Source organism: Streptomyces sp. NPDC055955 (genome assembly GCF_042270245.1).
Taxonomy (GTDB): domain Bacteria; phylum Actinomycetota; class Actinomycetes; order Streptomycetales; family Streptomycetaceae; genus Streptomyces.
On sequence record NZ_JBHJYS010000004.1, the window covers coordinates 66,442 to 93,044 of the forward strand.

A 26,603-nucleotide genomic window follows, 5' to 3' on the forward strand; every position below is an offset into this window, starting at 1 on the left:
GGACATGGGAAAGCGCCCTCAACCACCCACCCTCAACGACCTGGCACCTGACGGGCACGACGTGACCGCGGACCCCTACCTCGTATACGCGGCCCTACGGGCCAAGGGTCCCGTGCACCGCGTCCTCGTCCCCGAGAGCGGGGAGGCGTGGCTCGTCGTCACACGTGACGCGGCACGCGCCGCGTTGACCGATCCTCGGCTGCGCAACGACATCCGGCACTCCTCCTCCTGGCACGACGACGGCGGACACGCCATCGGACGCAACATGCTCCAGACCGACCCACCCCGGCACACCCGCCTCCGCCGCCTGGTCGCAAGCCACTTCACCCCGGGACGTATCACCGCCCTGCGCCCCCGGATCGAAGCCATCGCCACCGACCTGCTCGCCGAACTCCCGCACCACGGGACCGTCGACCTGGTCACCGCCTACGCACTGCCCCTGCCGGTCACCGTGATCTGCGACCTCCTGGGCGTCCCCGCCTCCGACCGAGCCGCCTTCCACACCTGGTCCAACGCAATGGTCATGCCGGACGACCCAGAGCACGCGGCCTCGGCGGCCACCGAACTGACCACCTATCTCACCGAGTTGATCGAACACAAACGCCGCACACCGGACTCCGCCCTGCTCAGCGTCCTCGCCACCGCCGACACCGAAACCGGTGACGCTCCTGCGACCCCCGAAGAACTCCTCGGCATGGCCTTCCTCCTCCTCGTCGCAGGCCACGAAACCACCGTCAACCTCATCTCCGGCACGCTCCACGCCCTGCTCGGCCACCCCGACCAACTCGACCTCCTCAGGGCCGAGCCCGAGCTGACCGGCGCGGCCGTCGAGGAATCGCTGCGCCACAACTCACCCGTACACGCGAGCGCGTTCCGCTTCGCCGCCGAACCGCTCGACATCGCCGGAACGCACATACCCAAGGGCGACGCCGTACTCATCTCCCTCGCCGCCGCCTCCCGGGACCCCCTCCACTTCCCCGACCCGGACCACTTCGACCTACGCCGCCCGCCCCGCGGCCACCTCGGCTTCGGCCACGGCCTCCACCACTGCCTCGGCGCGCCCCTCGCCCGCGCCGAAGCCACCACCGCAGTGCGCCTGCTCCTCCGCGACCGCCCCACCCTCGCGTTCGCCACGGACCCGGCCACCCTCACCTGGCGCACCAGCACCTTGCTCAGAGGCCTGACCGCGCTCCCCGTGCGCGTCGGCTGAACCGCCACGGACGACAGCATCGCCCGCACGGAACGTGTGCGGGCAAGGGGAGGAGGTGCTCGTCGCTGCCCCGGCTGCCGGCCTGCGCCCGGCCCGGGGCGAGGTCCGGGTAGGTCTCAGGCCTCGCGAGACCCGGACGGAGAAGCCTGACCACCGGGGTGGTCAGTGCATCAGCGCCCTTGCGTCAGCCGACCAGCGTCTCGAAACCGGCCCGGTCGCAGTACGCGGCGACCCTGGCTCCGCTGTCCTGCATGCGGTACATGACGGCAGCCTCGGTGTCCCGCAGGATGTGACTGCCGCCTGTGTCCAGGTGCTCCCGGTCCAGCACCTTCGCCGCGTCGATCGCCATCTGACCTGAGACGGAGTCGGCGTCAGGCGTGTCGACCTCCTGCTGCCACTGGCCGAACTGGGCGCAGAAACGCTGCTGTTGGGCCGCAGCCCTCTTGGGGTCGGAGCCGTCGCCGAACGAGCACCCGGTGGTCAGGCCCAGGCACAGTGCCACCGCCCCGGCCACTGCCGCCGCCCGTCCACCATGAGATCCGCCCAGCCGTCCCCGCACCGCAGCCCCCATCTCCCAAGCCGTCCCACCGGCGTGACGTGCCCTGAAGACGGACCGCACGGACGGGGGTACTGATCTTTTCGACAAGCCGGGCAGCATAATCGCACAGCGGTCGCCCCGGCCTGCCGCACACTCAGACATACCTCGGGCCTCCCGCGGAATCGGACTGACAGGAGAAACACCACGATGCCCATCTACGCCGTGACCTACACCTACACCGATGACTCCGCGGCCCGCGACGCCGTCCGCCCCGCCCACCGGGAGTTCCTGGGGTTGCTCATCGAGCAGGGGATCAATCTCGTCTCAGGCCCCTTCGCCGAGGAGGAGGCGCCCGGCGCGCTGCTCCTGTTCCGCGCCGCCGACAAGCAGTCGGCTCTGGCGGCCACGGAGAAGGATCCGTTCCGTCTGAACGGGCTCGTCAGCGACGTCTCGGTCCGGGAGTGGATCCCCGTACTCGGACCGCTGGCCGACCAGCTGTCCTGAGGACCGGTGCGGCTGTCACCGACCCGCGCCGACAGCCGCACGCTCTCCTTCCCGGCCCAGCGCGATCCGGGCGGCCACGGGCAGGTGGTCGCTGCCGGTCCCGGGCAGCGTACGGATCTGGGTCACGGTCGCCGAGCGGGCCATCACCTGGTCGATCCGGGCCACCGGGAACGAGGCGGGGAAGCTGAACGCGAAGCCGCGCTGCGCCGTGTTCATGCGTGAGGTCAGCGGGGCCAGCCCGCGATCGTCGACCGTGCTGTTGAGGTCGCCCATGAGGATCACCGGCTCCGACTTCTCGGCGGCGACAGCCCGGCCCAGCATGCCCGCGCTCTCGTCGCGCCACGCGGATCGAAGGCCGCCCGCCCCGACGCGGACCGAGGGCAGGTGCGCGACGTACACCGCGATGTCGCCGTGCGGAGTACGGGCCACGGCTCGCAGCCCGCGCTGCCAACTGTCCGTGATCCCGCGGGGTTTGATGTCCACTGTCCGGGCGCCGGTCAGCGGATGCTTCGACCAGAGTCCGACCGTTCCCCGTACCGCATGGTGCGGATACCGCGGTGCCAGCGTCTTCTCATAGACCGGCAGCGCTGCCGGGAGAAGTTCCTCCAGTGCGATGAGATCGGGCTCGGCGTCGGCCAGGGAGCGCGCGGTACCCGCCGGGTCGGCGTTCTCGTCACTGACGTTGTGCTGCACGACGACCAGGTCGTGTGCGCCGTGTGTCGCCCCCGGCAGCAGCAGCCCGCCGCACAGGTGCGTCCATGCCGCCACGGGCAGGAGCAGGGTCACCAGCGCGATCGCCGAACGGCGTACCAGCGCCAGGACGAACAGCACCGCGACCACCAGGCCGAGCCACGGCAGGAGCTGCTCCAGCAGACTGCCCAGATTTCCCACGGAGTTGGGCACGGCCCGGTGGAAGGCCAGCAGCCCGGCTGTCACGAGGGCGAGCCCGGCGAGCACGCGCCCCCGTTCCCAGGCCGACCGATCCCACTTCACCACGGCTTCCCATCTGCTCGGCATCGCCTCTCAGGACGAGCCGTCGGACGGATCGGGTTCCTCGTCCGCGCCCGTTGTTACGATCTTGTGCATGGACCGCGCAGACACCACTGTCGACGGCGAGGACGTGTGCCGGGTCGTCACTCTGGCCGCAGACGTCCTGCGAGGCGCCGATCCACAGGCCTGGGAGGCCGAGGCGGGAACGCTCGAGTGGACCTGCTGGGAGACGCTGGAGCACCTGGCCGACGACCTGTTCACCTACGCGGCGAGGTTCGGCCTCGCGAAGCCGCCGACCGACACGCCGCTGCCGTTCCGGACGAGCAGTGACCGAAGCGGTGGGCCGGCGAACGTCATCTTCGTCGACCGGGCCGCGGGTCCTGACGGACTCCTCACCGTTCTGGAGGCGTGCGGTGGTCTGATGGCGTCCGTCCTGCGCACGGCTCCGTCGACCACTGTTTCCTACCACGTCTTCGGGCCCTCGGACCCGGAAGGCTTCGCGGCGATGGCCGTGGTCGAGACACTCGTGCACACCCACGACATCGCTCAGGGACTGAACCGGCAGTGGTCGCCGCCGAGGGAGTTGTGCGAGCGCGTCCTGCGAAGGCTCTTCCCCCACGTCACCGTCTGCGGCGATGCCTGGGACAATCTGCTGTGGGCGACCGGACGCACCGCACTGCCCGATCGGCCGCGACTCACCGAGTGGCGCTGGTACGGGACGCGGCGCGAGTAGTCCTCGCGCCGCCCCACTCACGCCCCCGCACCGCTCACGAGCGTGTCGCGGTCCCGCACTTCGTACCGTCGGCGCCCTGCATGCGCGCGTCCATCGACGTACTCCGGTCGTACGGGTCGACCTCGCGGCCGGCTTCCGGGCCGGTTCCCGTACGCGCGGACCGGAACTCCGGTACGTAGAAACCGGTGTGGTTGTCACAGCCGCCGTTGGTGGTGTCCGACTTGTAGGAGACGAGGGAGAACGTCCCCGGCTCGGTGATCACCTTCGCCGGGTCGTCCCAGCTCATCACCACCTCGCGGCGCACGATCGTGCGGGCGACCTCGTCCCTGCCCTCCGCGGCGTGCGCGACCGGGTAGACATAGGTGACGTCGGTGGTCACCTCGACCGCACCGCGCTTGCCCTCCCGGAAGGTGATCCGACCGCGCGTCTTGACCACGTCGCCGACGAGACGCACCTTCTCCTTCGCGAAGCGGCTGAACAGCAGGAGAGGATCGGCGTCCTTGCTCGGTGCGCGGAACGCGGTCGCCAGGTAGTCCTGGACGTCCTTCTGCTTCGGGTTGATCAACGCGATGGCCTTCTCGGGCGTCTGTCCGAGCAGCACGCCGGAGTCCAGACTGGACGCGGCGAGGAAGTCCCGGGACCTGTCGAGCGCTTGCGAGACCTGCGCCTTGCTCATCCAGCCGGTCGCCCGGGCCTCGGGCACGGTGATCCCCGCCGTTCCGTCACCCCATCGTGCCGCGGGCGATCCCTTGAACGGGTGCTGGAGAGTGGGCTGTTGGGCCGCTTCCGTCGCGGGTGGCTGGTCGGGGCGTTCCTTCTCCGCGGCGAGTGGGGTGTCGCCGCCTCCACCGTCGAACCAATCGGTCACGCGTCCGGGGTCCAGTGCGACGAACAGTAGGCCCGCGGCGAGGAGGAGGCCGACCGCGTACCAGCCCTTGCCGCGGCGCTGCCGGACCGGCTGATGGGTCCGCCACCCCTCGGGCCGGTCGGTCTCCTCCTGCAGCCGTCGCGTCACCATCCGGGCCCTGGCGGACGGTTCCTGGGGCGCACCCTGGGTTCCGGCCTCGGCCTCCCTCTGGAATCGCTCCCACTCCTCGTCCGATATGGACGCCCCGCCCTTGCTCACGATCTGCTCCCTGCCCCTTCCGCGGCACGTGACGTGGTGCTCCACCTTCACCGCGTCGAGTCGGCCGAGGGCATGGTTGCCACGTCGGCGTCGCTGATCCTAAACCGTGTGCACGTGGGGCGGGGTGTCTCGACGTACCGGTGCCGAGCCGTGGCCCGGCACCGGTACCGGTGGCTACGGCCGGGGCTGCTGCTGGGTGACGCAGTGGATGCCGCCCCCGCCCGCTCCGAGGCTGTCGATGTTGAGCTGCTCGACGGTGCGGCCCGGGAACAGCCGCTGGAGGGCCGCCTTCGCGCCGGCGTCCGCGCGGGTGTCACCGAACTGGGCCGAGATCACGGCACCGTTGCACACGTAGTAATTGGCGTACGCGGCGACGAAGTTGACGTCACTCGACCGGATGCGGGAATAGTCGGGACCCTGGATCTTGGTCACCGCGATCGGGGCGCCGTCGGCGTCGGTGGACGTGGAGAGGATCTGGTACTGCTGGCGGGCGTCCTTCGACCAGGCGTCGGTGTCGGTGGCCAGGGGCATCTGGACGAGTCCTTCACCGGCGGCGAGGAAGCGGGAGGTGGCGTCGACGTGGTCGTCGGTGATGTCCCGCCCGGTCACTCCGTTGAACCAGATCACCTTCGACGCCCCGAAGGCGTCGCACATCGCGGCCTCGATCTGCGCGGTGGTCATGCCGGGGTTGCGGTTCTTGTTGACGAGGCTGCTCCTGGTCGCCATGAGCGTGCCGTTGCCGTCCGTCTCCACCGCGCCGCCCTCGCCGACGAAGTCGGCGGTGGTGAGCCGGACCCCGACCTCGGCCGCGATGCGCTCGGCGACCAGTGAGTCCTTGGCGTGGGTCTGCTTGTCGCCCCAGCCGTTGAAGTTCAGGTTCACGGCGTCGAGGCCGCCGGCCCCGTCGGTGCGGAAGACCGGCCCGCTGTCCCGCATCCAGCAGTCGTCGACCGGGATGGATCCGATCACTGTGACGGCCGACCCGCAGGCGCTCCGGGCCTGTGAGACGCTGGCGGAGTTGGCGCACAGGGTGACGGGTTCGTACTTGGCGATCGTCTTCGCGATGAGGGCGATGTTCGCCTGGACGCCGGCCAGCTTGCGGCCCCAGATGGCGGTGCTGTCGGGCCACGCCATCCATGTCCGGGTGTGCGGGACGGTGTCGAGCGGCACGGCGCATCCCGTGCCGGCGGCCGGAACCGGGGTGGCGAGCGCCTTGCCGCCGCCGGTCGCGGCCCAGGCGGCGCCGGCTGCCGCGAGCCCCGTCGCGGCGAGGAAGTTCCTTCTGTTGAGAAGGCGCTGGGACGGGATCCGAGGTGCGCGGTGGTCGTTCATCTGTGATCTCCGATCTGTTGTGTACGGATCTCTGGTCGGTGGTCTCGGAGCCCCGGGGCTACAGAGCGCGGCGGGCCAGGGCGATGGCCTGCGGGTTCCATCCGGGGCGGGGTATCGACTCCAACAGCAGTCGTGTGTAGGGGTGTCGGGGGTCATCGAGGACCTGAGAGGTGGGTCCTGACTCGACGATCCGGCCCTGACGCATGACGATCACGTCGTCGGTGACGCAGCGCACCACGCCGAGGTCGTGGGTGATGAACAGGTAGGCGATGCCGGTCTGTTCGCGGATGTCGGCGAGCAGGTTGAGGATCTGTGCCTGCACCGACACGTCCAGGGCGGCGACGGCCTCGTCGAGTACGAGTACGGCCGGTTCGACGGCGAGTGCCCGTGCGATGGCCACCCTCTGGCGCTGTCCACCGGAGAGCTGCCGGGGCAGTGCGCCGGCCGCACGGCTGCCGAGCCCCACCTGGTCGAGGAGTTCGCCGAGACGGCGCCCGTGGTCGCCGTCGGGGAAGTGGAGGCGCAGGGTTTCGCGCAGCGCCGCGTCGACGGTGATTCTCGGATCGAGGGAGAGGAAGGGGTCCTGGAACACCATCTGGACGTCGCGGGCCCGCGCGAGCCGGGCCGCCCGGCCACGCGCCCGTACCGTCCGTGAAACGCCGCGCACCAGGACCTCGCCCGCGTCCGCGCGTTCCAGGCCCACGACGATGCGGGCGGTGGTCGTCTTGCCGGAGCCGGACTCACCGACGATGCCGAGCGATCCGCCCACGCCGAGCGTGAACGAGACGTCGTCCGCCGCCCGGACGTCGCGGTAGGAGCGGCTCACTCCGGTCACTTCGAGGACGGTCTCACGCATGGCCGGACTTCCCTTCGAGCCGTTCGCTGTGGTGGCACGAGACGCGATGCCGCTGCGGCTCGTCCTCGTCGCCGACCGGCCGGTCGACGGGCGATTCGTTCCGGCAGATGTCGGTGGCGTACGCGCACCGTGGCGCGAACGGGCATCCCGTCAACTCCTGTCTCAGGTCCGGTGGTTGGCCGTCGATCGCGGCCAGCCGCCCCTGCGGTGCGTCGAGGCGCGGTGTGGCCTCGAGGAGGGCGGCCGTGTACGGGTGCCTCGGCCGGTCGAACAGGGCGTCGGCAGGGCCGGTCTCGGCGATCCGGCCCGCGTACATCACGTAGACGCGGTCGCTGATGGTCGCGGCGAGACCCAGGTCGTGGGTGACGAAGAGCAGGCCGGTGCCGAACTGTTCGCGCAGGTCACCGAGGAGGGCGACGACCTCGGCCTGGGTGGTGACGTCGAGTGCCGTGGTCGCCTCGTCGGCGAGGAGCAGTGCCGGGTCGCCCATCAACGCGGCGGCGATCATGACGCGTTGCAGCATGCCGCCGGACAGCTGCCCCGGGTGGCGTCGCAGGACGTCGGGGGAGAGGCCGACCGCGGCGAGCATCTGCGCGGCGCGCCGGCCGGCGTCCTCGTTGCGCATCCCGGTGTTGAGGCGCAGGCTCTCGGTGAGGAAGTCGCCGATCCGGCGCAGCGGGTTGATGGCGGCCCGGGGGTCCTGGAAGATCATGGCGGCCGTGCCGGTGCGCAGCCGGCGCAGCCGTGGCGGCGTCATGGTGAGGACATCGTCGCCGGAGACCCGTACGGTCCCCTCGGACGTGGCCCCAGGCGGCAGCAGGCCCAGGACGCTGCGGGAGGTGAGGGACTTCCCGGAGCCGGACTCGCCGACCAGGGCGACCGTCTCCCCGGGGGCGATGGTGAGGTCCACGCCGTCGAGTACCGGGCGTGCGGTGTCCGGGAGTCGGAGCCGGAGCCCCTTGATGTCGAGCACGGGCGGGGTGTCGTTCATCTGTCCCTCCTGGCGACCTGGTCGGCCCAGCGTTCGCCGACCACGTTGAACGCGACGACGGTCAGCACGATCGCGGCGCACGGCAGGAAGGCCGACAGCGGATAGCCCCGCTGGACGGCGGTCTGGCCGTCGAAGACCATCCGGCCCCAGTCGGGCGTCAGCGCGGGCACGCCGAGCCCGAGGAACGACAGACCCGCGAGATCGATCAGGGCGTAGCCGAAGTTGATGGCGGACTGGGCGAGGACGACGGGCGCGATGTTGGGCAGGACGTGCCGCAGGCAGACCTGGAGCCCGGAGTGCCCCTGCACCGAGGAGGCGCTGACGTAGGGGCGTTCGCGCTCGGCCAGCGCCAGGGAGCGGGTGAGCCGGCTGACGTACGGGAGATAGGCGACGGCGAGTGCGATGACCGGGGCGAAGAGGCCCTCGCCGTACACGGAGACGATCAGGATCGCCAGGAGCATGCCGGGGAACGCGAAGACGAGTTCGGTGCTGCGGGACAGCACCGAGTCGAGCCAGCCGCCCCGCCAGGCGGCCGCGATCCCGACGGCGACTCCGGAGACGGTCGAGAAGGCGACCACGCCGAGCGGGCCGAGCAGTGAGGTCCGGGCGCCGGTGACCAGGCGGGAGAGGGTGTCGCGGCCCGAGGCGTCGACGCCGAGGGGGTGGGCGGTGGACGTGCCCGCGAGCGCGTTCCCGAGTTCGGCCGCGTTGGGGTCGGCCGGGGCCAGCCAGGGGGCGATCAGGGCCGTGAGGACGACCAGACAGACGAAACCGAGGCAGAGCACGTACAGGAGCGGACGGTTGGTGCGGAGCCGGGCGAGGCCGGGGCGGCGCAGAACGGCGACGGTCATGCGGCATACCTCCCCGGGGCGAGGGAGATGCGCGGGTCGACCAGGGGATGGACGAGGTCGACGACGAGGTTGACCGCCATGAACAGCCCGACCATGGTCAGCGAGATGGCCTGCACGGTGGGGAAGTCCTTGGTGGTGATGGACAGTTCGAGGAGCTGGCCGATGCCGCCGACACCGAACGCGGACTCCACGAGGACGGTGCACACCAGCAGGGTGGAGACGATCAGTCCGCCGGTGGTGAGCACGGTGCCGAGCGCGTTGCGGAACACGTGCCTGCTGATCACATGTCGCTTGGGGACACCTCGGCTGAGGGCCACGGTGACGTGCTCCTGGCTGAGGACGTCGAGCATGGCGCTGCGGGTGACGCGGGCCAGCATGCCGATGAGATACAGGGACAGGGCCACGGCCGGGAGGGTCAGATGCCAGAGCAGCTGTCCGAACCCTTCGCCCGTCCCGCCGGCGGGAAACCAGTGCAGTCGCACCGCGAAGACACCCTGGAGCACGACCGCGGCGACGAAGGACGGGGTGCCGACGGCGAGGGTGGTGGTGACGAGGATGGTGGCGTCGGTGGCGCCGCCGCGGACCGCGCCGATCCGGCCGAGAGCGAGTCCGACGGCCACGACGAGGACCAGCGCCATCGTGACCAGGAGCAGGGTGCTCGGCAGCCGGTCGGCCAGGAGCCGGGACACGTCGGTGCGGTATGTGATCGAGCGGCCGAAGTCGCCGTGCAGCAACTGGCCGAGCCAGCGGAAGTACCGCACGGCGAACGGGTCGTCCAGGTGGTACTGCTCGTTGAGCGCCCGCAGCGCGTCGGGTGAGGCGGACCGTCCCGACAGGAGGAAGCTCGCCGGGCTGCCGGGTGCCAGATACATCGCACCGAAGATCACGAACGAGGCGCCGAGCAGGGTGGCGGCCATCTCGGCCAGCCTCCGCAGTGTGAACGTGAGGAAGTTCATTGCGCGGCCCCGATGCCGGCGGCCCACGGGGAGTAGAGGTAGGAGATCGTGGTGGGGGCGCCGGTGATCCGCTTGTTGAGGAACAGGGCGGTGGGCCATTCGGCGACCGGGATCCACAGCACCTGATCGGCCGCCTTGCGCTGGAGCTCGGCCTCCTTCGTCAGCCGCTCGACCGGGTCGTAGGTGGCGCGGGCCCGGTCGACCAGACGGTCGTAGGAGCGGTCGCTGTAGCCGGCGAAGTTCTGGTAGGCGCCCGTCCGGAAGTTGCCGAGCAGATCCAGCGGATCGGTGATCGAGTCGTAGTACGTCTCGGGGAACATGTCGATGCCCTTGCGCGCCTGCGGGTCCGTGAACAGCGCGGTGAAGGCGTTGGGGGCGACGGTCTTGAGCTTGATGTCGAGCCCGATCTCGCTGCCTGCCGCCTGGACGGCGGTGGCGAGCAGTGACACGTCCTGCCCGATCGAGCTGGTGGCGACGGTGAGTGTCCTGCCGGTGGCGCCGGCTTCCTTGATGAGCCTCCTGGCCTTGGTGAGGTTCGGCTCGGCGGAGGGGAGTCCGTCGAAGGCGGCCTTGCGGACCGACTCGGGGGCGGCGGCCCAAGCAGCCTTGGTGGTGAGGGAGTTGGTGATGGTTCCCGCGCCGCTCAGGCCCGTCTTGAGGAAGCCCCGGCGGTCCAGTGCCAGGGACAGCGCGCGGCGGACCCGGACGTCACCGAGGGGTCCGCGCATGTTGGTGACGTTGACGTTGACGGTGCTGAGACCCTCGCCGAAGTAGAGGGTCCCGACGCCGCTGGAGCGCAGCGCGCCGTAGCTCTCGGTGGGGATGAGGTATCCGCCGTCCACCTCGCCGCTGAGCATGGCCTTGGTGCGCGCGGAGGAGTCACTGAGGAAGCGGAACACCGCCTTCGCGGACTTGGCCTTCGTGCCCCAGTAGCGGTCGAAGCGCCGCAGCTCGATCGACTGCCCCTTGTCCCACGTGCCGAGCTTGTACGGTCCCGTGCAGGCGAGGCTGCCGGAGGTGCCGTAGTCCCGGCCCGCGGCCCTGACTCCGGACCGGCTTGCCACCACCCCGGCGGCGGTTGCCATGTACTGGGGGAACTGCGAGTCGGGCCGCTTCAGTTTGACGGTGACCTGGAGCGGCCCGGTCCTGTCGAGCGAGGCGACGTTCTCGAAGACCTGCGCCCACGCCGCCCCGTTGTGCGGGTTCATCTGCCGGCCGAGGCTGAACAGGACGTCGTCGGCGGTCATGACGCGCCCGTCGTGGAAGCGCACGCCGTCGCGCAGGTCGTACACCCAGGTCAGCGGATCGGGATGGGACGTCTTCCGGGCAAGGCCCGGCGCCAGTCTCAGGTCGGGCGTCCACCGCATCAGGCTCTCGCACACATTGGAGAGGATCATGTTCTGCGGGTAGTCGAACGCGGAGATGTAGTCGAGCGTCGGGGGCTCCGCGTAGAGCGCCCAGGTGAACGAGTCGATCTGTCCCTTCGCCCGTGGTGTGCTCGTGGACAGCCGGAATTCGGTGCCCGCGCCCGAGGCGCCGGTGCCCGGCGGCCCCGCGCACGCGGGCACGAGGAGGACGGCGGACAGGGCGGCTGCCAGCAGGGCCGGCCGGCCGGCCCCGCGTCTTCCCGGCCTGGGTGGTGTGGTGTGCATCGGCGCGGTTCCTCTCCGTACGTGCGTCGCCGAGGGTGAGGAACTGCTCAGGCGCGCGGACGCGCGGCGGGGACCTGCTGGGTGATGCAGTGGACACCGCCGCCGCCGTGGGCGATCACGCGCGCTTCGACGCCGACGACCTTGCGCCCGGGACAGGCCTGCGCGATGACTTCCAGGGCCTGCGCGTCCTGAGGCAGTCCGGCGACCGGGACGACCACGCCGCCGTTGGCCACGTAGAAGTTGAGGTAACCGACCTCGACCGGCTGTCCCGCGACCTCGACGAACGCGCTCTGCGGCAGATCGACGATCTCCAGCGTCCGTCCCGTCGCATCGGGCGTGGCCTCGAGGACCGCCCGGTTGGCGCGCATCCGCGCGTAGTCGGGGTGCTCGGGGTCGTCGGGGAGCTGTACGACGACCTTGCCGGGGGCGACGAAGGCGCAGACGCCGTCCACATGGCCGTCGGTCTCGGTGTCCAGGAGCCCGCCGTACGGCAGCCAGATCACCTTGGTGACACCGAGCCGGGCCTTCAGCTCCGCCTCGATCTCCGCCCTGGTCAGGCCGGGGTTGCGGTTGGGGTGGAGCAGGCACTGCTCGGTGGTGATCAGCGTGCCCTCACCGTCCACAGTGATCGCCCCGCCCTCCAGGATCATCTCGGAGCGGTCGGCCGGAACACCCAGCCGTTCGAGCAGCAGCGCGCTGATCCGGTCGTCGGCGTCGTACGGGTGGTGCTTGCCGCCCCAGGCGTTGAAGCGGAAGTCCACGCCGGCCCGGCGGCCGTCGGCGTCGAGCACGAACAGCGGCGCGGAGTCACGGAACCACGAGTCGTCCATGGGCAGTTCGATCACCTCGACGTCGTCGCCGCACCGTTCGCGGGCCTCGGCTCCGTGGCCGGGCGGAGCGACCATGGTCACGGGCTCGAACCCGGCGATGGCGCGGGCCACTGCGGCGTACTCACCCTTGACGGTCTCCAGGACGTCGCCCCACAGATCGGGGCGGGTCGGCCAGGCCATCAGGCAGCGCTCGTGCTCGGTCCACTCGGCAGGCATGCGGAAGGTCATCAGGGTTCTCCCTCTCCGGATTCATCCGGGTTCGCAGCAGACAAAGAAGGTGACTGAAAATTCAGTCAGGACGTGGGAGCCGAAAGGTCTCGGCGATTGTGCACCGGTCGGTCTCGGTGCGTTACAGGAAGTACAGGCGGTTGAGCGGCACTTCGGACGCCGGTTCCGAGCGGACCGGCGACCCGTCCAGCGTGACCAGGCCGCTGTCGGCGTCGACGTGGACCACACCCAGGCGCGCGTTGTTCACCATGTCGGCCGGGCCGATCCCGCGGGTGCCGCGCACGGCCACCCGCCGGCGCCGGGTGGCCAGCGCGTCGTAGGGCCGGCCGAAGGAGCCGGACTCCGCGGCGGCCCGGCTGACGAACGCGACCGACAGATCCGCAGCGGTCGCCCCGTGTCCGCCGAACAGCGGGCCGAGGACGAGCGGTTCGCATCGGTCGTCTGCCGCGTTGGGATCGCCGGTCACCCCGTAGGCGGGAAAGCCGGCCTTGAGGACCATCTGCGGTTTGGCGCCGAACGAGTCGGGCCACCACAGCACGATGTCCGCGAGCTTTCCGCTCTCGATCGAGCCGACCTCGTGGGACAGGCCATGGGCGATCGCCGGATTGATGGTCAGCTTGGCGATGTAGCGCAGCACGCGCGCGTTGTCGTCGTCGCGTCCGTCGCCCTCCAGCGGGCCGAGCTCGGCCTTCATCTTCCCTGCCACGGCGAAGGTGCGGCGCACGGTCTCCCCGGCCCGGCCCATGCCTTGGGCGTCGGACGAGGTGATGCCGATGACGCCGAGGTCGTGCAGCACGTCCTCGGCGCCCATGGTGCCCGCCCGGATGCGGTCCCGCGCCATGGCGGCGTCACCCGGGAGGTCCGGCTGCAGGGCGTGCGCGCTGAAGATCATCCCGTAGTGCTCGGCGACCGCGTCCCGGCCGAAGGGGAGGGTCGGATTGGTCGACGAGCCGATGACGTTCCGTACGCCTGCCATCTTCAGCACGTTGGGCACGTGCCCGCCGCCGCATCCCTCGATGTGGAAGGCGTGAATGGTGCGCCCTTCGAGGACGGCGAGGGTGTCCTCGACCGAGAGGCACTCGTTCAGACCGTCGGTGTGCAGGGCGACCTGGACGTCGTGCTCCTCGGCGACCCGCAGCGCGGTGTCGAGCGCCCTGGTGTGCGCGCCGAGGTCCTCGTGCACCTTGAAGCCGCAGGCGCCGCCCTCGGCGAGCGCCTCCACCAGGGGCGCCGGGTCGGAGGACGACCCCCGGCCCAGGAAGCCGATGTTGACCGGCCAGGCGTCGAAGGCGTTGAACGCGTGCCGCAGCGCCCAGGGCGAGTTGACCCCGACGCCCCAACTGGGGCCTATCTCCTGCCCGATGACGGTGGTGACGCCGGAGGCGAGCGATGCCTCCATGATGCGCGGCGACAGCAGGTGCACGTGCGTGTCGATCGCACCCGCCGTGGCGATCATGCCCTCTCCGGACACGATCGTCGTCCCGGTGCCGACCACGACGTCCACGTCGGCCAGGGTGTCCGGGTTGCCCGCGCGGCCGACGGAGGCGATGCGCCCCTCCCGGATGCCGATCGACGTCTTGCGGATGCCCTGCGCCGCGTCGATCACGAGCACGTTGCTGATGACGACGTCGCAGGTCTCACGGACGGCGGCGGCCTTCAGATGCAGTCCGTCGCGGGCGGTCTTGCCGAAGCCGGCCAGGAACTCGTCGCCCGGGGCCTGCGAGTCGGACTCGACCCGTACGACGAGTCCGGTGTCGCCGAGGCGGACCCGGTCGCCGGTGCGCGGGCCGTGCACGGCGGCGTATTCCTGCGGATCGATGGTGGTGCTCACGATGAAGCCTCCTGGTCGTCGTCCGGCCTGGCGCCGAGGTAGCCGCAGGCGGCCGCGCGGAGCAGCGCGTCGCGGCGGGCGCCCGGCGCGTCCAGCGGCCCGTCGACCAGACCGGCGAAGCCGATCACCACGCGGTCGCCGCCGATGGGGAGGAGCCCGACCTCGCTCCGAGAGCCCGGCGCGAACCGGGTGGACGCACCGGCCGGCATGGCCAGACGCATGCCGAAGGCGGCGGCCCGGTCGAAGTCCAGGCGGGGGTTGGCCTCGAAGAAGTGGAAGTGCGAGGTGACGCTGATCGGTACGGAGGCGGTGTTGTGGACGGTGACCGTCCGGACCGGCACGGGCTCCCCGGCCGGTGCCTCCGCCGTGGGCAGGACCGCGCCGGGTGCCTGCGTTCCCAGGCTGCCGCCGCCGAACGGATCGCTGACCACGGCCAGCCGGGTCCCGTCGTCGAAGACCGCCTCGACGTGGATCTCGGTGACCACATCGGGCACGCCGGGCAGGACGTCGTCCGGCCCGAGGGCCTTGCGTGCGGCGGCGACGGCCTCCGCGAGGCGGGCGCCGTCACGGGCGGCCTCGCACGCGGTGTCGGCGATGAGCGCGGTCGCCTCGGGCACGTTCAGGCGCAGACCGCGGGCGCGTCGGGCGCGGGCCAGTTCGGCGGCACCGAAGAGCAGCAGCCGGTCGCGTTCCGTCGGGGTCAGCCGCATACCGGCGGCTCCCCGGATCTGCCCCGGTCGGGCGCGTGGGTGGTGGCGTCGTCGAGGTGCATGGTGGTGAGTCGCTCTCTGTGGTGGTTCATCTGGTGCTGACCTGAAGATCTCACTGACTGAAAATTCAGTCAAGATGTGCGACGTGACTTCTCCGCATGTGCGCCGGGCGGGACCGCCGGACGGTCCGGCGGCCATGCGTCCGGCGGGCGTGCGTCAGGCGGCCGTGCGTCCGGCGGTCTTGTCGTCAGGCGGTCTTGCGGTAGTGACGGACGGAGACCGTCACGGACTCGCTCGTCGTCGGAGCGTCGATGAGATGCACGATCGCGATGTCCTTGCCGTCCGCGCTGCGGATGCAGAACGGACGCCACTCCTCCAGGTCGTCGAAGTTCAGCGTGGTGACCGGCTCACTGTCGATCCCCTCCTCGCAGCCGCCGGGGGAGAGCGTGTCGTCGTAGGCGATGTAGGCGTCGCTGTCGTCGGGGAACTCGAATGCGTCGGTGGTGCGTGCCAGGTACCAGGCGGCGGTGGACTCGGGGGCGACCGTGCCGTTGCGGAGGTCGAACTCGTAGCTCGGGTCCGGGGAGGTCAGCTCGGTCTCGGCGTACACCTGCCGGTATCCGGCACCTGGCGAGGCGGTCGACTTCGCGGGCCCCGAAGAGTGCGGCCGCGACGGTGGGGCCGAGCCCCCGTCGCGCCCGCTGGACCCGCTCGCCCTCGACGGGTCCCCGTTCGAGTCGCTCAGGCGGTAGGCCGTCGCTCCGGCGACCAGAACGGCCACCGTCACCGTCGGCACGACCCAGCGCCGGCGCCTCCTGCGCCGGGCCGGCGCGGGCTGCGCGGTGACGGCCGTTTCCGTGCGGGCCGGGGCCGTGGGGGTGGCCGTCATCGTGGGCTGCGCGTGTGACGGCTGGAGCGGTTCGGGCAGATCGCTGCGGCCGGCTATGTCCGCACGGATCGAGTGCGGCAGCCACCCGTCGGTGAACCGCAGCTGCGCGCCCGCGGCCGGATGGCGGCGCACGGCCTCGATCAGGGCGCCGGTGGTGGGCCGATCCCCGGGGCTCTTCGCCAGGCACTGCCACAGCAGGTTCTGCAGTTCGGGCGGTACGTGCCTGAGGTCGGGCTCTTCGTGCACCACTCGGTACAGGGCCGCGGACTCGGGGCCGCCGCCGAACGGGGGCGCGCCGCAGACCGCGTACACCGCGAGCGCCCCCAGCGCGAAGACGTCCGTCGCGGGTGTGGCGGCTGCGCCCAGGGCCTGCTCGGGGGCCATGAAGGCGGGTGTGCCGATCTGCAGGCCCGCGCTGGTGAGCGCGACGGCGTCGGCGGCCCGGGCGATGCCGAAGTCGATCACTCGCGGGCCGTCTGAGGCGAGCAGTACGTTGGCGGGCTTGAGGTCGCGGTGGACCACGCCGGCGGCGTGGATCGCCTGGAGCGCCTCGGCGATGCCGGCCATGAGCAGCAGCACGGTCGGAACGGGCAGCGGGCCGTGCCGGTGGACCACCTCGTGCAGCGAGGGGCCCGGCACGTAGGCGGTGGCCAGCCAAGGTGTCGCGGCGTCGGTGCCGGAGTCGATCACCGGGGCCGTGTACAGGCCGTGCACGCGCTGCGTGTTCGTCACTTCCTGGGCGAACCGGTGGCGGAAGGAGGTGTCGCCGGCAAGCTCCGGGCGTACCACCTTGAGGGCGACCGGCCGGCCGCCGGGCGTGAAGGCCAGGTAGACGTGGCCCATGCCGCCCGAGCCGAGCCGGGCGCACAGCCGATAGCCGCCGATCTCGTGCGGATCGTCCGCGGACAGGACCTCGAAGGCGGGTGGCGCGGCGCGTCGGTCGGTGGTCATGCGATGGCTCTCTCGGGGTGTGACGGACTGGGGGCTGCGTGCGGCACGCGCGGGACAGGGGGAGGGATGGACTGCATCGTGCCCGTGACTGAAGTTTCAGTCAATATGAGGTGAGGTTCAGTCGGCGAGAGCGGTTAGGGTAGGGATCGTGGGCGACCGTCGAACAGCGATCATGGAGGCAGCCGCGCGGGTCATCGCCCGCCGCGGAGTGCGCGGGCTGCGGGTGGAGGAGCTGGCCGCCGAGGCCGGGGTGTCCACCGCGCTCATCTACTACCACTTCAAGGACCGCGCCGGGATCCTGCGCCGGACCCTGGAGTTCATCAATGACCGCGCCGAGCGCTACACCACGGAGCGCGACGCGGACGCCGAGCCCTTGACCCCGCGTCAGGAGCTGGAGCGCACCCTTCTCCTGGAACTCCAGGACGATCCGGTCGTACGCGAGAACAGCACGGCGTGGGGCGAGCTGCGCGCCAGCGCCATCTTCGACCCCGATCTGCGGGAAGACCTGGCCAGGGCGACGCTGGTCTGGGTGCAGGAGATCTCCGAACTGCTCGGCCAGGTGCGGCCGATGGCCACCGTCACCACCCTCGCCACCTCCGCCGAGCGTCTGACGCTTCTGGTGGAGGGCATCAGCATGCGCTGGCTCAGCGGCATCCTCCCGCTGGAGCACGCCCGCGAGCTGATGCTGGACGCCGTCGACGCCGAACTGGGGCGGCTGGAGCGCCGGTAGGTGCTGCCCGCCCCGGCGTTGTGCGCCGCACCTGCGCCCTGACCTGCTGGTTACAGTACGGGCGTGAGTACTCGACGCGCCAAACTGCTGGAAGCCACCTGCCGAGTGATCGCCCTGCGGGGAGTGAGAGGACTGCGGGTCGAGGAGGTCGCCGCCGAGGCGGGTGTGTCCAAGACCTTGATCTACTACCACTTCCGTGACCGGTCGGGCCTGGTCACGAGCGCGCTGGAGTACGTCAACGACCGCGCCGAAGGGTATGCGGGCATCTCCGACGACGACGACGCCCCCGTCCGCGAGCTGCTGCTCCGGCTGCTGGCCGGGGAGTTCCAGGACGACCGGGCCGTGCGGGAGAACTCCGCGGTGTGGGGCGAGGTGCGAGCGGCGGCCACCTTCGACGAGGGGCTGCGGCCGGTCCTGGCGACGCTGACCGAGCGCTGGCTCGTCGAGCTGGCGGAGGTGATCGAGGACGGTCAGGACGAGGGTGACATCCCGGCCTCGGTGGACTCGCGTGCCGCCGCGGTACGGCTGACCTCGCTGGTGGAAGGGCTGAGCGGGCGCTGGCTCGCCGGCCTGCTCACCACCGCCGAGGCCCGGTCGCACGTGGCAGCCGCCCTGGAGCGCGAGCTGCTGCCCGATCCGCAGGGCTGATCCCCGGGACTGTACGAAGCGCCGGGCCGCACCGGTTCGCCGGATGGGCGGAGTCCGGCGCGGCTCTTTGACTGAAAATCCAGTCAGTGTCACAATGAGGGCATGGTGACACCGAGCGGCTCGGCTCGCTCCCTGTCCGGGTCGCGTCCTGCGACCCGGGGGATACGGGTGAGTGCGGCAGCCGGCTAGGCGCCGCGGGCCGACGGTCCCCGTCATGGAGTGGGCGAACGGCGATCGCCGTAGAGGCTTCCGGCCCGTCCCGTGCGAGGCCGCGGCAGGGTCCCTGTCGCCGACCGCCCGCTCCCCGGCGATGCCCGCACCTCAACAGCCGCTCAATACACAGCACTTGATGTGGAGCCCCCCCCATGAACGAACCTTCCCTGGGCAGGCGTCTGCTCGACGCGGTCTTCGGGGCGAGTCCCTCGCGTCAGGCCGGCTACGACAACGCGGCCGACGACGGATGGCATGTCCCGGCGGACGACGTCCCGCACGTGCGGACCTGGATGTCCTGGCCGGCGAGCAGATCCATCTGGGGCCGCCAGCTGTCCGGAGTCCAGCAGGACATCGCCCTCATCGCCCGCACGGTCGCCGCCTACGAGCCCGTCATCATGTGCGCCCCGGACGAAGACACCGCCGAGGACGCCCGGGCCGCCTGCGGGCTGGACGTGACCGTCATCACCTCGATCCCCACCGACGACCTCTGGATGCGCGACACCTGCGCCGTCTTCCGCCGCGACGGCCGGGGAAACCGTGACGCCGTAGGTCTCAATTTCAACGGGTGGGGTCACAAGCAGACCCATCGAGACGACGCCGCCGTGGCCGAATGGGTCGCCGAATTCAATGAACTCGACTTCGAGCGGGCGGACTTCGTCGGCGAAGGCGGGTCGATCGAGACCGACGGCGACGGGACGGTGATGGCCACCGAGAGCAGCCTCGTCAACAAGAACCGCAACCGCGGAATGAGCCGCACGGAAATCGAGGAGGCCGTACTGCACGCGTACGGCGCCGAAAAGATGATCTGGGTCCCCGGAGTCCGCGGCCGGGACATCACCGACAACCACATCGACGTCACGTCCCGCTTCATCCGCCCCGGCGTCGTCATGGTGCAGATGCCGCCCGACGACAGGGGAGACGTCTGGGCCCGTGACGCGCGCGAACAGTTCGCGATCATGTCCGGTGCGACCGATGCCCGGGGGAGAAGACTCCAGGTCATCAAGGTCGACGGCCCCGACACCGTGCGCTCGCGCAGCTCTCAGTTCGTCGACTCGTACCTCAACTTCCATGTCGTCAACGGCGCTGTCGTCACAGCCCAGTTCGGGGACCGGGCGAAGGACCACGCCGCGCGCCAGGCCCTCTCCGACGCGTTCCCCGGCCGCGAGGTGATCCAGCTCGACGTCGACCGTCTCATGGGCGGAGGCGGTGGCATCCACTGCTCCACCATGCACGAACCCGTGCCGTAGACCCCCACACCACCCAGGTGACTGAAAGCGCGCCCAGACATCCGAAAAATCGCCCAGACACCTGAAAACGCGCCCAGGCAGCCGAAAGGCACCCGGCGTCGGATATTTTCGTCCCCAGGGCTCCATCCTTCAGGATCCAGCATTCCTGAACGTGGCCCGTCAGCTGAATTCCGGAGTTCTCAGTGCACCGTCCCCCCATGTCCCGTCGCAGCGCCCTGCGTTCCTTCGCCGGCCTCGGAGCGCTCGCCCTCGGAGCCGCGGCCTGCGGTCCCGGCGACGAAGTGACCTCCTCCGCGTCCTCGTCGTCCGGGAGCGAGGCGAAGACTTCGGGTCGCAGGTTCGGCGCGGAGTGGGACAGCCACACCCGTACGTTCATGTCCTGGCCCGCGCTGGAATCGGTGTGGTTCGAGGATCTGCCCGCCGTGCGCGCCGACATCGCTCGCGTGGCGCGGGCCGTGGCGGAGTACGAGGCGGTGGTGCTCATGGCGCGGCCGGAACAGGTCGACGCCGCCCAGCGTGCCTGCGGTTCCCAGGTCGAGGTCATCCCTCTCGAGGTGGACGACCTGTGGGCCCGCGACATCGTCCCGGTGTTCGTCGAGGAGTCCGACGGTCGTCTGCTGGGGGTCGACTTCAACTTCAACGGGTGGGGCGACAAGCAGGAGCACCGCAACGACGCGCAGGTCGGCCGGCTCCTGTTGGAGAAGTACGACATCGCCCGCTCGAAGGCCCCGCTCGTCGCCGAGGGCGGCTCCTTCGAGACCGACGGCGAGGGCACCCTGCTCGTCACCGAGAGCTCGGTGGTCAACAAGAACCGCAACCCTGGGAAGACCCGCGACCAGATCGAGGCCGAGCTCAAGAGCACGCTGGGCGTCGAGAAGGTGCTCTGGCTGGCCGGAGTGCGCGGCCAGGACATCACCGACGCGCACGTCGACAGCCTCGTCAGGTTCACCGCGCCGGGGGTCGTCCTCGTGGACCAGGCGTACCCCGGCAGCCCGCCGGACGTCTGGTCGCGCTCGGCGGACCAGGCCAGGGCGGTCCTCAAGAAGGCCACGGACGCCCGCGGCAAGCGCCTGGAAGTCATCGACCTGCCCCAGCCGGACCTCGACAGGATCACCGGCACCGGCGACGACTTCGTGTCGACGTACGCGAACTTCTATGTCGCCAATGGCGCCGTGTTCATGCCGCGCTTCGGTGACACCAGGGCCGACGACCGCGCGCAGGGGATTCTCCAGGACCACTTCCCGACGCGCGACATCGTGCCCGTGAAGATCGACACCATCGCGGCCGGCGGCGGCGGAATCCACTGCTCGACCCACGACCAGCCGGGCAAGCCGGCCGCGTAACCCCACCTCACGCACAGGGCCGCCAGGTACGGGACGAGCCGTCGCATGCCGAGAGGCAGACGTCGGCTCGTCTCCCGGCTGGTTGCCCTGGGTTGTTCTTGTGGCTTGGGTGGCTCGGACAGGCCGGGCCGCTCCGGCAGCTCTCGCGGGTGCCGCCGTCGTCGCCGTCCGTGACGTGACCGTCGTCCCGGCAGACGTCGGGGCCGCGGCGCCCGGCAGGGTCCGCTACCGGCTGACCATGGCGTATCGACCGTGTCCCTTCCGCTGTATCGAGACCGTATTTCCGGTGAACCCTTGACGTCTCGCGACCCTCCGCTATTAGATCTCCCCTATTGGGCATGCGGCCAATAAGGTCGATCGGTCATGCCGTGACGCTTCAAGGGAGGACGCGATGGCGACCAGAGACCTGACAGCCGCCGTCGGCGGTGACGCGGCCACAGCCGTGGAACAGGCCGGACAGCTGGAAGCTCACGGGATCGACTACATCCCTGAGGAGGAGCGGCACGGCCGCCCCCGGGAGCTGTTCGCGGTGTGGGCGGCGCCGAACGTCAGCTACCTCAGCCTCGTCGTGGGTGCGGCGCTGGTCCTGATGGGCCTCACCCTCGGACAGGCGCTGGCGGTGATCGTCGCCGGCAACCTGCTGTGGGCGCTCACCGGAGTCCTGGCCGTCAGCGGGCCGGCCGCGGGCACCACGGGCTCGGTCATCTCCCGCGCCATGTACGGAGTCCTCGGGAACAAGGCCGTCATCGCGCTCACGGGCTGGCTGATCTCCGCCGCCTACCTGGCGCTGAACTGGTCAGCGGCCTCGGTCGCCGCGTTCGGGCTCGCCCGGCGGCTCGGCGCTCCCGACAGCCCCGTCCTCGACGGCGTCATCATCTGCGCCATCGCCGCGGCCACCCTCGTGGTCAGCGTGTACGGCCACGCCACGATCGTGCGGCTGTACTCCGTGCTGAGTGTCGCCCTCACCGTCGTGTTCGTCGTCGTGAGCGGCTACGTACTGGGACACACCGACTGGTCCTACCGGCCCGCCGAGTCCCTGCACGGCGCCCAGCTCTGGGTGACGCTCGTCGGTGGCTTCGCGATCATCGCGTCCACCCCGCTCTCGTACAGCAACAGCCCTGACCTGGCGCGCTACCTGCCGCGCGACAGCAAGCCGACGGCGGTGGCGGGATGGACGGCGCTCGGGGCCTTCCTGCCGAGCGTGCTCTTCACCGGCGTCGGCGCCCTGGCCGCCACCACGCTCGACATGAGCGACCCGGAGGCGGCGCTCGAGGGGATCCTCCCGAGCTGGTTCATCCCGGTGTTCGTCATCGCGGTCGTCCTCAACACCGTCGCCAACAACGGCCTCACCGCGTACAGCGCGGGACTCACCCTCCAGTCCATCGGCGTGAGGCTGGGCCGGATCCGGGCCGTCCTGATCATCGGCGTCCTGGCCACGGCGATGACGCTGTACGCCCTGCTCGTCTTCGACTTCCTGACCAGTGTGAACACCATGCTCGAACTCGTCGTGGTGGTCACTGGACCCGCGGTGGGCGTGTACGTCGCCGACATCTGGCTCTGCCGCAACCGCTACGACGGTCGGCAACTCCTCGACGAGCGGCGCGACAGCCCCTTCTGGTACGACGCGGGCGTGCACCGGGCGGGAGTGGCCGGGTTCCTCGCCGGTGCTCTCGCCGGAGTCCTGTGTGTGAGTACGAGCTTCTGGACCGGCCCCGTCTCGTCGTCGCTCGGCGGCGCCAACCTGTCCCTCGTCGCGGGACTCGTGGTCTCCGCCGTCGTGTACGGGGCCCTGGGGCGCACCCGGCGCCGCGCGGTGACCCGTGAACCGGGCGCGTGACCGACGCGCGGCAGCCACATCCCCACACCACGACATCCCCCACCCTCCCAGGAGAACGCAGCCATGATCGCCCGTCCCGCCGAACGCCTCCACGTCGAGGTCGCGTCGCCCGACCCGTTCGCGCGCGGAGCCGCCCGCGGTGAGCGACTGCGCGACACCCTCCCTGGAGGGATCGCCGGGTACGACCGGTTCTTCCGCCTCGGCGGCATCAGCCCGCAACAGGTCCGCGACGACGCCGAGCGCGCGCTCGACACCATCGACGCGTTCCGCCCCCATGCGCGGGCGGAGATCGAAGGCATCGCGCACGGCGCCGGTGTCGACGTCTGGCGCATCGCGGCACTCAACGCACGCACCGAGATACTCGCCCGCAGCGCCACCGTCCCACCTGGCGAATGCTCGACGATCGTCCGCCGCGCGGACGGCGCATGCGCCCCGTTCGGCATCCAGACCTGGGACTGGCACGTCGAGCTGAACCCCTTCTGGCACACCCTGGAATCCCGCGGCGGCACCCACGACGTGGTGGGCCTCACCGAGCACGGCATCCTCGGCAAGATCGGCATCAACAGCGCAGGCCTCGCACTGCACTTCAACATCCTCGGCCACCGCCGAGACGGCGTCGGCGGCGTTCCCATGCACGTCCTGGCCGCCGTCGTCCTGGAGGAAGCGGGGAACGTGGCCGAGGCCCTGGAGATCGTGCGCGGCGCTCCGATCGCCTCGTCGGGATCGTTCGCCCTCTTCGACACCTCCGAAGCCGTCCTCCTCGACCTGAGCCCCGAGGGCGTGTTCGCGGTCGAATCCGACCCTGGCACGCTCGTGCGCACCAACCACTTCCTCACGCCCACCCCTTCGGCCGGGGAGAAGACGTGGCTCTACCAGCCGGATTCCGGCGAGCGGTACGACCTCATCCGAAAGCGCCTGACGCCCGCCGCTCTGCCGCAGTCGCCCGACGACCTTGTCGGTCTCCTCGTATCGGGGGAGGGCGAGGCGGCCCTCACCTGCCTGCCCGACATGAACCTGCCCGAGGGACAGCGATGGGCAAGCCTGGCCACGGTCGTCCTCGAACCGGCCACGCGCACGGCCCGCGTCCTGGACGGCACACCGGCCGATTCCGGTTCACGGCCCTGGCGCCACCTCGCGGCACAGCGTGGCTCGGATGCCGGATCCGGAACGCGGTGAACTCTTCGCGGCACCGGCCCCTGCTTCTCACGCTCTTCTGCTTCGATGGAGGCCCCGTTCGAGGGCCACTGCGAGGGAAGGGACCGCACACATGGTCGAGGCGAACACCGCTCTGCTCGTGATGGACGTCCAGCGGGACGTCGTCCGCATCGCCGACGACGGATCCGGCTGTCCGGCCCGCCTGAAGGGGGCGATCGCGGGCGCCCGCGCGGCGGGTGTCCCCGTGATCTACGTCGTCATGCGGCTCCGGCCGGGTCAGCCCGAAGTCAGTCCGCGCAACAGGACGCTCGCCACCGTTCTGCAGGCGGGCCTGTTCACCGAGGGGGCTCCCGGCACCGAGATCCACGACGACGTGGCGCCCCTGCCGGGCGACATCGTGGTCACCAAGAGACGGGCGAGCGCGTTCTCGGGCAGCGACCTCGACCTGGTGCTCAGGGCTCACGACATCAACAGCCTGGTCCTGGCGGGCATCGCGACCAGCGGCGTGGTGCTGCACACCCTGTGCCAGGCCAACGACCTGGACTTCGGCCTCACCGTCCTGTCGGACGCCTGCCTCGACCTCGACCCAGAGGTGCACCGGACCCTCATCGAGAAGGTGTTCCCGCAGTGGGCGCAGGTCGTCACCGTCGAGGACTGGGTCGGTTCCCTGGCGCAGAGCGGCTGATGTCGCACGGCGCATCTCGCCAACACGCGCGGTTCCGTGCGATATTCGGGCCGGGAACGGGAACAGACGGCAGGGGCGGACCGTTCTTGCTGACAATGCGGTGTGTCCAGCGATGAGAGGGAGGGCGGACATGACCCAGGTGACCCGCCTGTGCGCCCCGGCCCTCGCCCCGTACCGCCCGGTGCACCTGTACACCCGCGCCCATATCGACCTCCAGCGCGTCGCCGGCGCGCTCTGTTGTTCCTGATCGGATTCTTCGCCGTCGCACCCTCCGCCTGAGGGTCGCTCCTCTCGTACGGTCGATCAGGAAGGCACCCTTTCGTGTCCTCGTCTTCTGCGCTGCCCTCTTCAACTTCCTTGCTGCACCTCGCCGTTGCCCTCGACGGCGCGGGCTGGCACCCGGCCGCCTGGCGTGAGCAGGTGTCCCGGCCCCGGGAGCTGTTCACCGCCCGCTACTGGGCCGACCTCGTCCAGGAGGCCGAGCGCGGGCTGCTCGACTTCGTGACCATCGAGGACGGGCTCGGACCCCAGTCCTCGCACTTCACGGAGCCGGACGCCCGCACCGACCAGGTCCGCGGTCGCCTCGACGCCGTTCTCATCGCCGCCCGCGTCGCCCCGCTGACCCGGCACATAGGTCTGGTTCCGACCGTGGTGGCCACACACACGGAGCCGTTCCACATATCCAAGGCGATCGCCACGCTCGACTATGTGAGCTCCGGGCGCGCGGGACTGCGCGTACAGGTCTCGGCCCGCCCGAACGAGGCCGCGCACTTCGGACGCCGAACGTTCCCCGCACTCAGCGTCGAGGACCTGGACAGCCCCCAGGCGAAGGAGCTGACGGGCGACCTCTTCGACGAGGCCGCCGACCACATCGAAGTGGTGCGGCGACTGTGGGACAGCTGGGAGGACGACGCCGAGATCCGCGACGTCGCCACCGGCCGCTTCATCGACCGGGACAAGCTGCACTACATCGACTTCGAGGGCAGGCACTTCAGTGTCAGGGGCCCCTCGATCACGCCCCGGCCACCCCAGGGCCAGCCGGTCGTCAGCGCCCTGGCCCATCGGAGCGTGCCGTTCCAACTCGTCGCGCGTTCCGCCGACATCGGATTCGTGACCCCGCACGACGCGGACCAGGCACGTGCCGTGGTCGACGAGATCCGTACGGCACAGGCCGCGGCCGGCCGGACGGACGAGCCCGTTCACGTCTTCGGCGACCTGGTGGTCTTCCTGGACGACGACCCGGCCGCCGCGGCGGCACGACGCGAGCGCCTCGACAGCCTGGCGGGCCACCCGTACACCAGCGACGCCCGGATCTTCACGGGCACCCCCGCTCAACTGGCCGATCTACTAAAGGAGTTGCAGCAGGCGGGCCTCACCGGATTCCGGCTGCGTCCCGGCGTCGTCGGCCACGACCTGCCCGCGATCACCCAGGGACTCGTCCCCGAGCTGCAGCGGCGCGGAAGGTTCCGGAGCGCGTACGAGGCCGACACCCTGCGCGGACTCCTCGGGCTCGCGCGCCCCGCCAACCGCTACGCCGCCACCGTCTGAGCCGGAGGGACCACCGACA

General features: G+C 70.7%; 25 protein-coding genes. 12 read left to right on the forward strand and 13 right to left on the reverse strand.

The genetic code is table 11. From position 1 onward, the window contains the following. Positions 1-4: 4 nt before the first annotated feature. Positions 5-1,210 (forward strand): cytochrome P450, encoded by a 1,206-nt coding sequence (locus tag ACFC96_RS08965; protein WP_376611052.1) that lies wholly within the window; start codon positions 5-7, stop codon positions 1,208-1,210. A gap of 184 nt (positions 1,211-1,394) precedes the next feature. Here ACFC96_RS08965 and ACFC96_RS08970 read toward each other — a convergent pair whose 3' ends face one another. Continuing rightward, complete coding sequence (locus ACFC96_RS08970) at positions 1,395-1,724, reverse strand: hypothetical protein (RefSeq protein ID WP_376264568.1); 330 nt, start codon at positions 1,722-1,724, stop codon at positions 1,395-1,397. A gap of 231 nt (positions 1,725-1,955) precedes the next feature. Between ACFC96_RS08970 and ACFC96_RS08975 the strand changes: the two genes are divergently transcribed. Further along, positions 1,956-2,252 (forward strand): YciI family protein, encoded by a 297-nt coding sequence (locus ACFC96_RS08975; RefSeq protein WP_340458124.1) that lies wholly within the window; start codon positions 1,956-1,958, stop codon positions 2,250-2,252. A gap of 15 nt (positions 2,253-2,267) precedes the next feature. Here ACFC96_RS08975 and ACFC96_RS08980 read toward each other — a convergent pair whose 3' ends face one another. Beyond that, positions 2,268-3,245 (reverse strand): endonuclease/exonuclease/phosphatase family protein, encoded by a 978-nt coding sequence (locus ACFC96_RS08980; RefSeq protein WP_376611054.1) that lies wholly within the window; start codon positions 3,243-3,245, stop codon positions 2,268-2,270. A gap of 91 nt (positions 3,246-3,336) precedes the next feature. Here ACFC96_RS08980 and ACFC96_RS08985 point away from each other — a divergent pair, with 91 nt between their 5' ends. Continuing rightward, complete coding sequence (locus ACFC96_RS08985; RefSeq protein ID WP_376611056.1) at positions 3,337-3,975, forward strand: maleylpyruvate isomerase N-terminal domain-containing protein; 639 nt, start codon at positions 3,337-3,339, stop codon at positions 3,973-3,975. Between the two features lie 34 nt (positions 3,976-4,009). Here ACFC96_RS08985 and ACFC96_RS08990 read toward each other — a convergent pair whose 3' ends face one another. From ACFC96_RS08990 to ACFC96_RS09040, 11 genes are all read right to left on the reverse strand, one after another. Further along, entirely contained in the window at positions 4,010-5,101 is a 1,092-nt protein-coding gene (locus ACFC96_RS08990) for a hypothetical protein (protein ID WP_376611058.1), read from the reverse strand. Positions 5,102-5,275: 174 nt separating this feature from the next. Then, positions 5,276-6,433 carry an agmatine/peptidylarginine deiminase gene (locus tag ACFC96_RS08995; protein WP_376611060.1) on the reverse strand — a complete coding sequence of 386 codons (1,158 nt, stop codon included), beginning with the start codon at positions 6,431-6,433 and terminating at the stop codon, positions 5,276-5,278. 58 nt (positions 6,434-6,491) lie between these two features. Beyond that, positions 6,492-7,289 (reverse strand): ABC transporter ATP-binding protein, encoded by a 798-nt coding sequence (locus tag ACFC96_RS09000; protein WP_376611062.1) that lies wholly within the window; start codon positions 7,287-7,289, stop codon positions 6,492-6,494. Continuing rightward, positions 7,282-8,280: an ABC transporter ATP-binding protein gene (locus ACFC96_RS09005; RefSeq protein ID WP_376611064.1), complete on the reverse strand. Its 999-nt coding sequence runs from the start codon at positions 8,278-8,280 to the stop codon at positions 7,282-7,284. Before ACFC96_RS09005 ends, ACFC96_RS09000 begins: the two co-directional genes overlap by 8 nt. Continuing rightward, positions 8,277-9,131, reverse strand: coding sequence for an ABC transporter permease (locus ACFC96_RS09010; RefSeq protein ID WP_376611066.1), 855 nt, complete (start codon positions 9,129-9,131; stop codon positions 8,277-8,279). The genes ACFC96_RS09005 and ACFC96_RS09010 overlap by 4 nt, the downstream gene beginning before the upstream one ends. After that, on the reverse strand, positions 9,128-10,087 hold the full coding sequence (locus ACFC96_RS09015) for an ABC transporter permease (protein WP_376611068.1): 960 nt from the start codon (positions 10,085-10,087) through the stop codon (positions 9,128-9,130). The genes ACFC96_RS09010 and ACFC96_RS09015 overlap by 4 nt, the downstream gene beginning before the upstream one ends. Beyond that, positions 10,084-11,739 carry an ABC transporter substrate-binding protein gene (locus tag ACFC96_RS09020; protein ID WP_376611070.1) on the reverse strand — a complete coding sequence of 552 codons (1,656 nt, stop codon included), beginning with the start codon at positions 11,737-11,739 and terminating at the stop codon, positions 10,084-10,086. The genes ACFC96_RS09015 and ACFC96_RS09020 overlap by 4 nt, the downstream gene beginning before the upstream one ends. Positions 11,740-11,786: 47 nt before the next feature. Beyond that, positions 11,787-12,797, reverse strand: a complete 1,011-nt coding sequence (locus ACFC96_RS09025) for an agmatine/peptidylarginine deiminase (RefSeq protein ID WP_376611072.1) — start codon at positions 12,795-12,797, stop codon at positions 11,787-11,789. A 121-nt stretch (positions 12,798-12,918) separates the two neighbouring features. Next, positions 12,919-14,628 carry an urease subunit alpha gene (locus ACFC96_RS09030; RefSeq protein WP_376611074.1) on the reverse strand — a complete coding sequence of 570 codons (1,710 nt, stop codon included), beginning with the start codon at positions 14,626-14,628 and terminating at the stop codon, positions 12,919-12,921. After that, a complete protein-coding gene (ureA, locus tag ACFC96_RS09035) occupies positions 14,625-15,338 on the reverse strand; it encodes an urease subunit gamma (protein WP_376611076.1) in 714 nt (237 codons plus the stop codon). Before ureA ends, ACFC96_RS09030 begins: the two co-directional genes overlap by 4 nt. Positions 15,339-15,585: 247 nt before the next feature. After that, complete coding sequence (locus ACFC96_RS09040) at positions 15,586-17,178, reverse strand: serine/threonine-protein kinase (protein WP_376611078.1); 1,593 nt, start codon at positions 17,176-17,178, stop codon at positions 15,586-15,588. 172 nt (positions 17,179-17,350) lie between these two features. Here ACFC96_RS09040 and ACFC96_RS09045 point away from each other — a divergent pair, with 172 nt between their 5' ends. The 9 genes from ACFC96_RS09045 (at position 17,351) to ACFC96_RS09085 (ending at position 26,584) form a co-directional block, all read left to right on the forward strand. Next, positions 17,351-17,908, forward strand: a complete 558-nt coding sequence (locus ACFC96_RS09045; protein ID WP_227300213.1) for a TetR/AcrR family transcriptional regulator — start codon at positions 17,351-17,353, stop codon at positions 17,906-17,908. Positions 17,909-17,971: 63 nt separating this feature from the next. Further along, positions 17,972-18,556 (forward strand): TetR/AcrR family transcriptional regulator, encoded by a 585-nt coding sequence (locus ACFC96_RS09050; RefSeq protein ID WP_376264534.1) that lies wholly within the window; start codon positions 17,972-17,974, stop codon positions 18,554-18,556. 365 nt (positions 18,557-18,921) lie between these two features. After that, entirely contained in the window at positions 18,922-20,016 is a 1,095-nt protein-coding gene (locus ACFC96_RS09055) for an agmatine/peptidylarginine deiminase (protein WP_376611080.1), read from the forward strand. A 197-nt stretch (positions 20,017-20,213) separates the two neighbouring features. Beyond that, positions 20,214-21,359, forward strand: a complete 1,146-nt coding sequence (locus ACFC96_RS09060) for an agmatine/peptidylarginine deiminase (RefSeq protein ID WP_376611081.1) — start codon at positions 20,214-20,216, stop codon at positions 21,357-21,359. 391 nt (positions 21,360-21,750) lie between these two features. After that, on the forward strand, positions 21,751-23,196 hold the full coding sequence (locus tag ACFC96_RS09065) for a purine-cytosine permease family protein (protein ID WP_376611083.1): 1,446 nt from the start codon (positions 21,751-21,753) through the stop codon (positions 23,194-23,196). 63 nt (positions 23,197-23,259) lie between these two features. Continuing rightward, the gene (locus tag ACFC96_RS09070; protein ID WP_376611085.1) at positions 23,260-24,372 is read left to right on the forward strand and encodes a C45 family autoproteolytic acyltransferase/hydolase; all 1,113 of its coding nucleotides are present in this window, start codon (positions 23,260-23,262) and stop codon (positions 24,370-24,372) included. 91 nt (positions 24,373-24,463) lie between these two features. Then, the gene (locus ACFC96_RS09075; protein WP_340460157.1) at positions 24,464-25,036 is read left to right on the forward strand and encodes a cysteine hydrolase; all 573 of its coding nucleotides are present in this window, start codon (positions 24,464-24,466) and stop codon (positions 25,034-25,036) included. Between the two features lie 130 nt (positions 25,037-25,166). Beyond that, a complete protein-coding gene (locus tag ACFC96_RS09080; RefSeq protein WP_340460156.1) occupies positions 25,167-25,283 on the forward strand; it encodes a putative leader peptide in 117 nt (38 codons plus the stop codon). Between the two features lie 74 nt (positions 25,284-25,357). Then, positions 25,358-26,584 (forward strand): LLM class flavin-dependent oxidoreductase, encoded by a 1,227-nt coding sequence (locus tag ACFC96_RS09085; RefSeq protein WP_376611087.1) that lies wholly within the window; start codon positions 25,358-25,360, stop codon positions 26,582-26,584. Positions 26,585-26,603 lie beyond the last annotated feature (19 nt).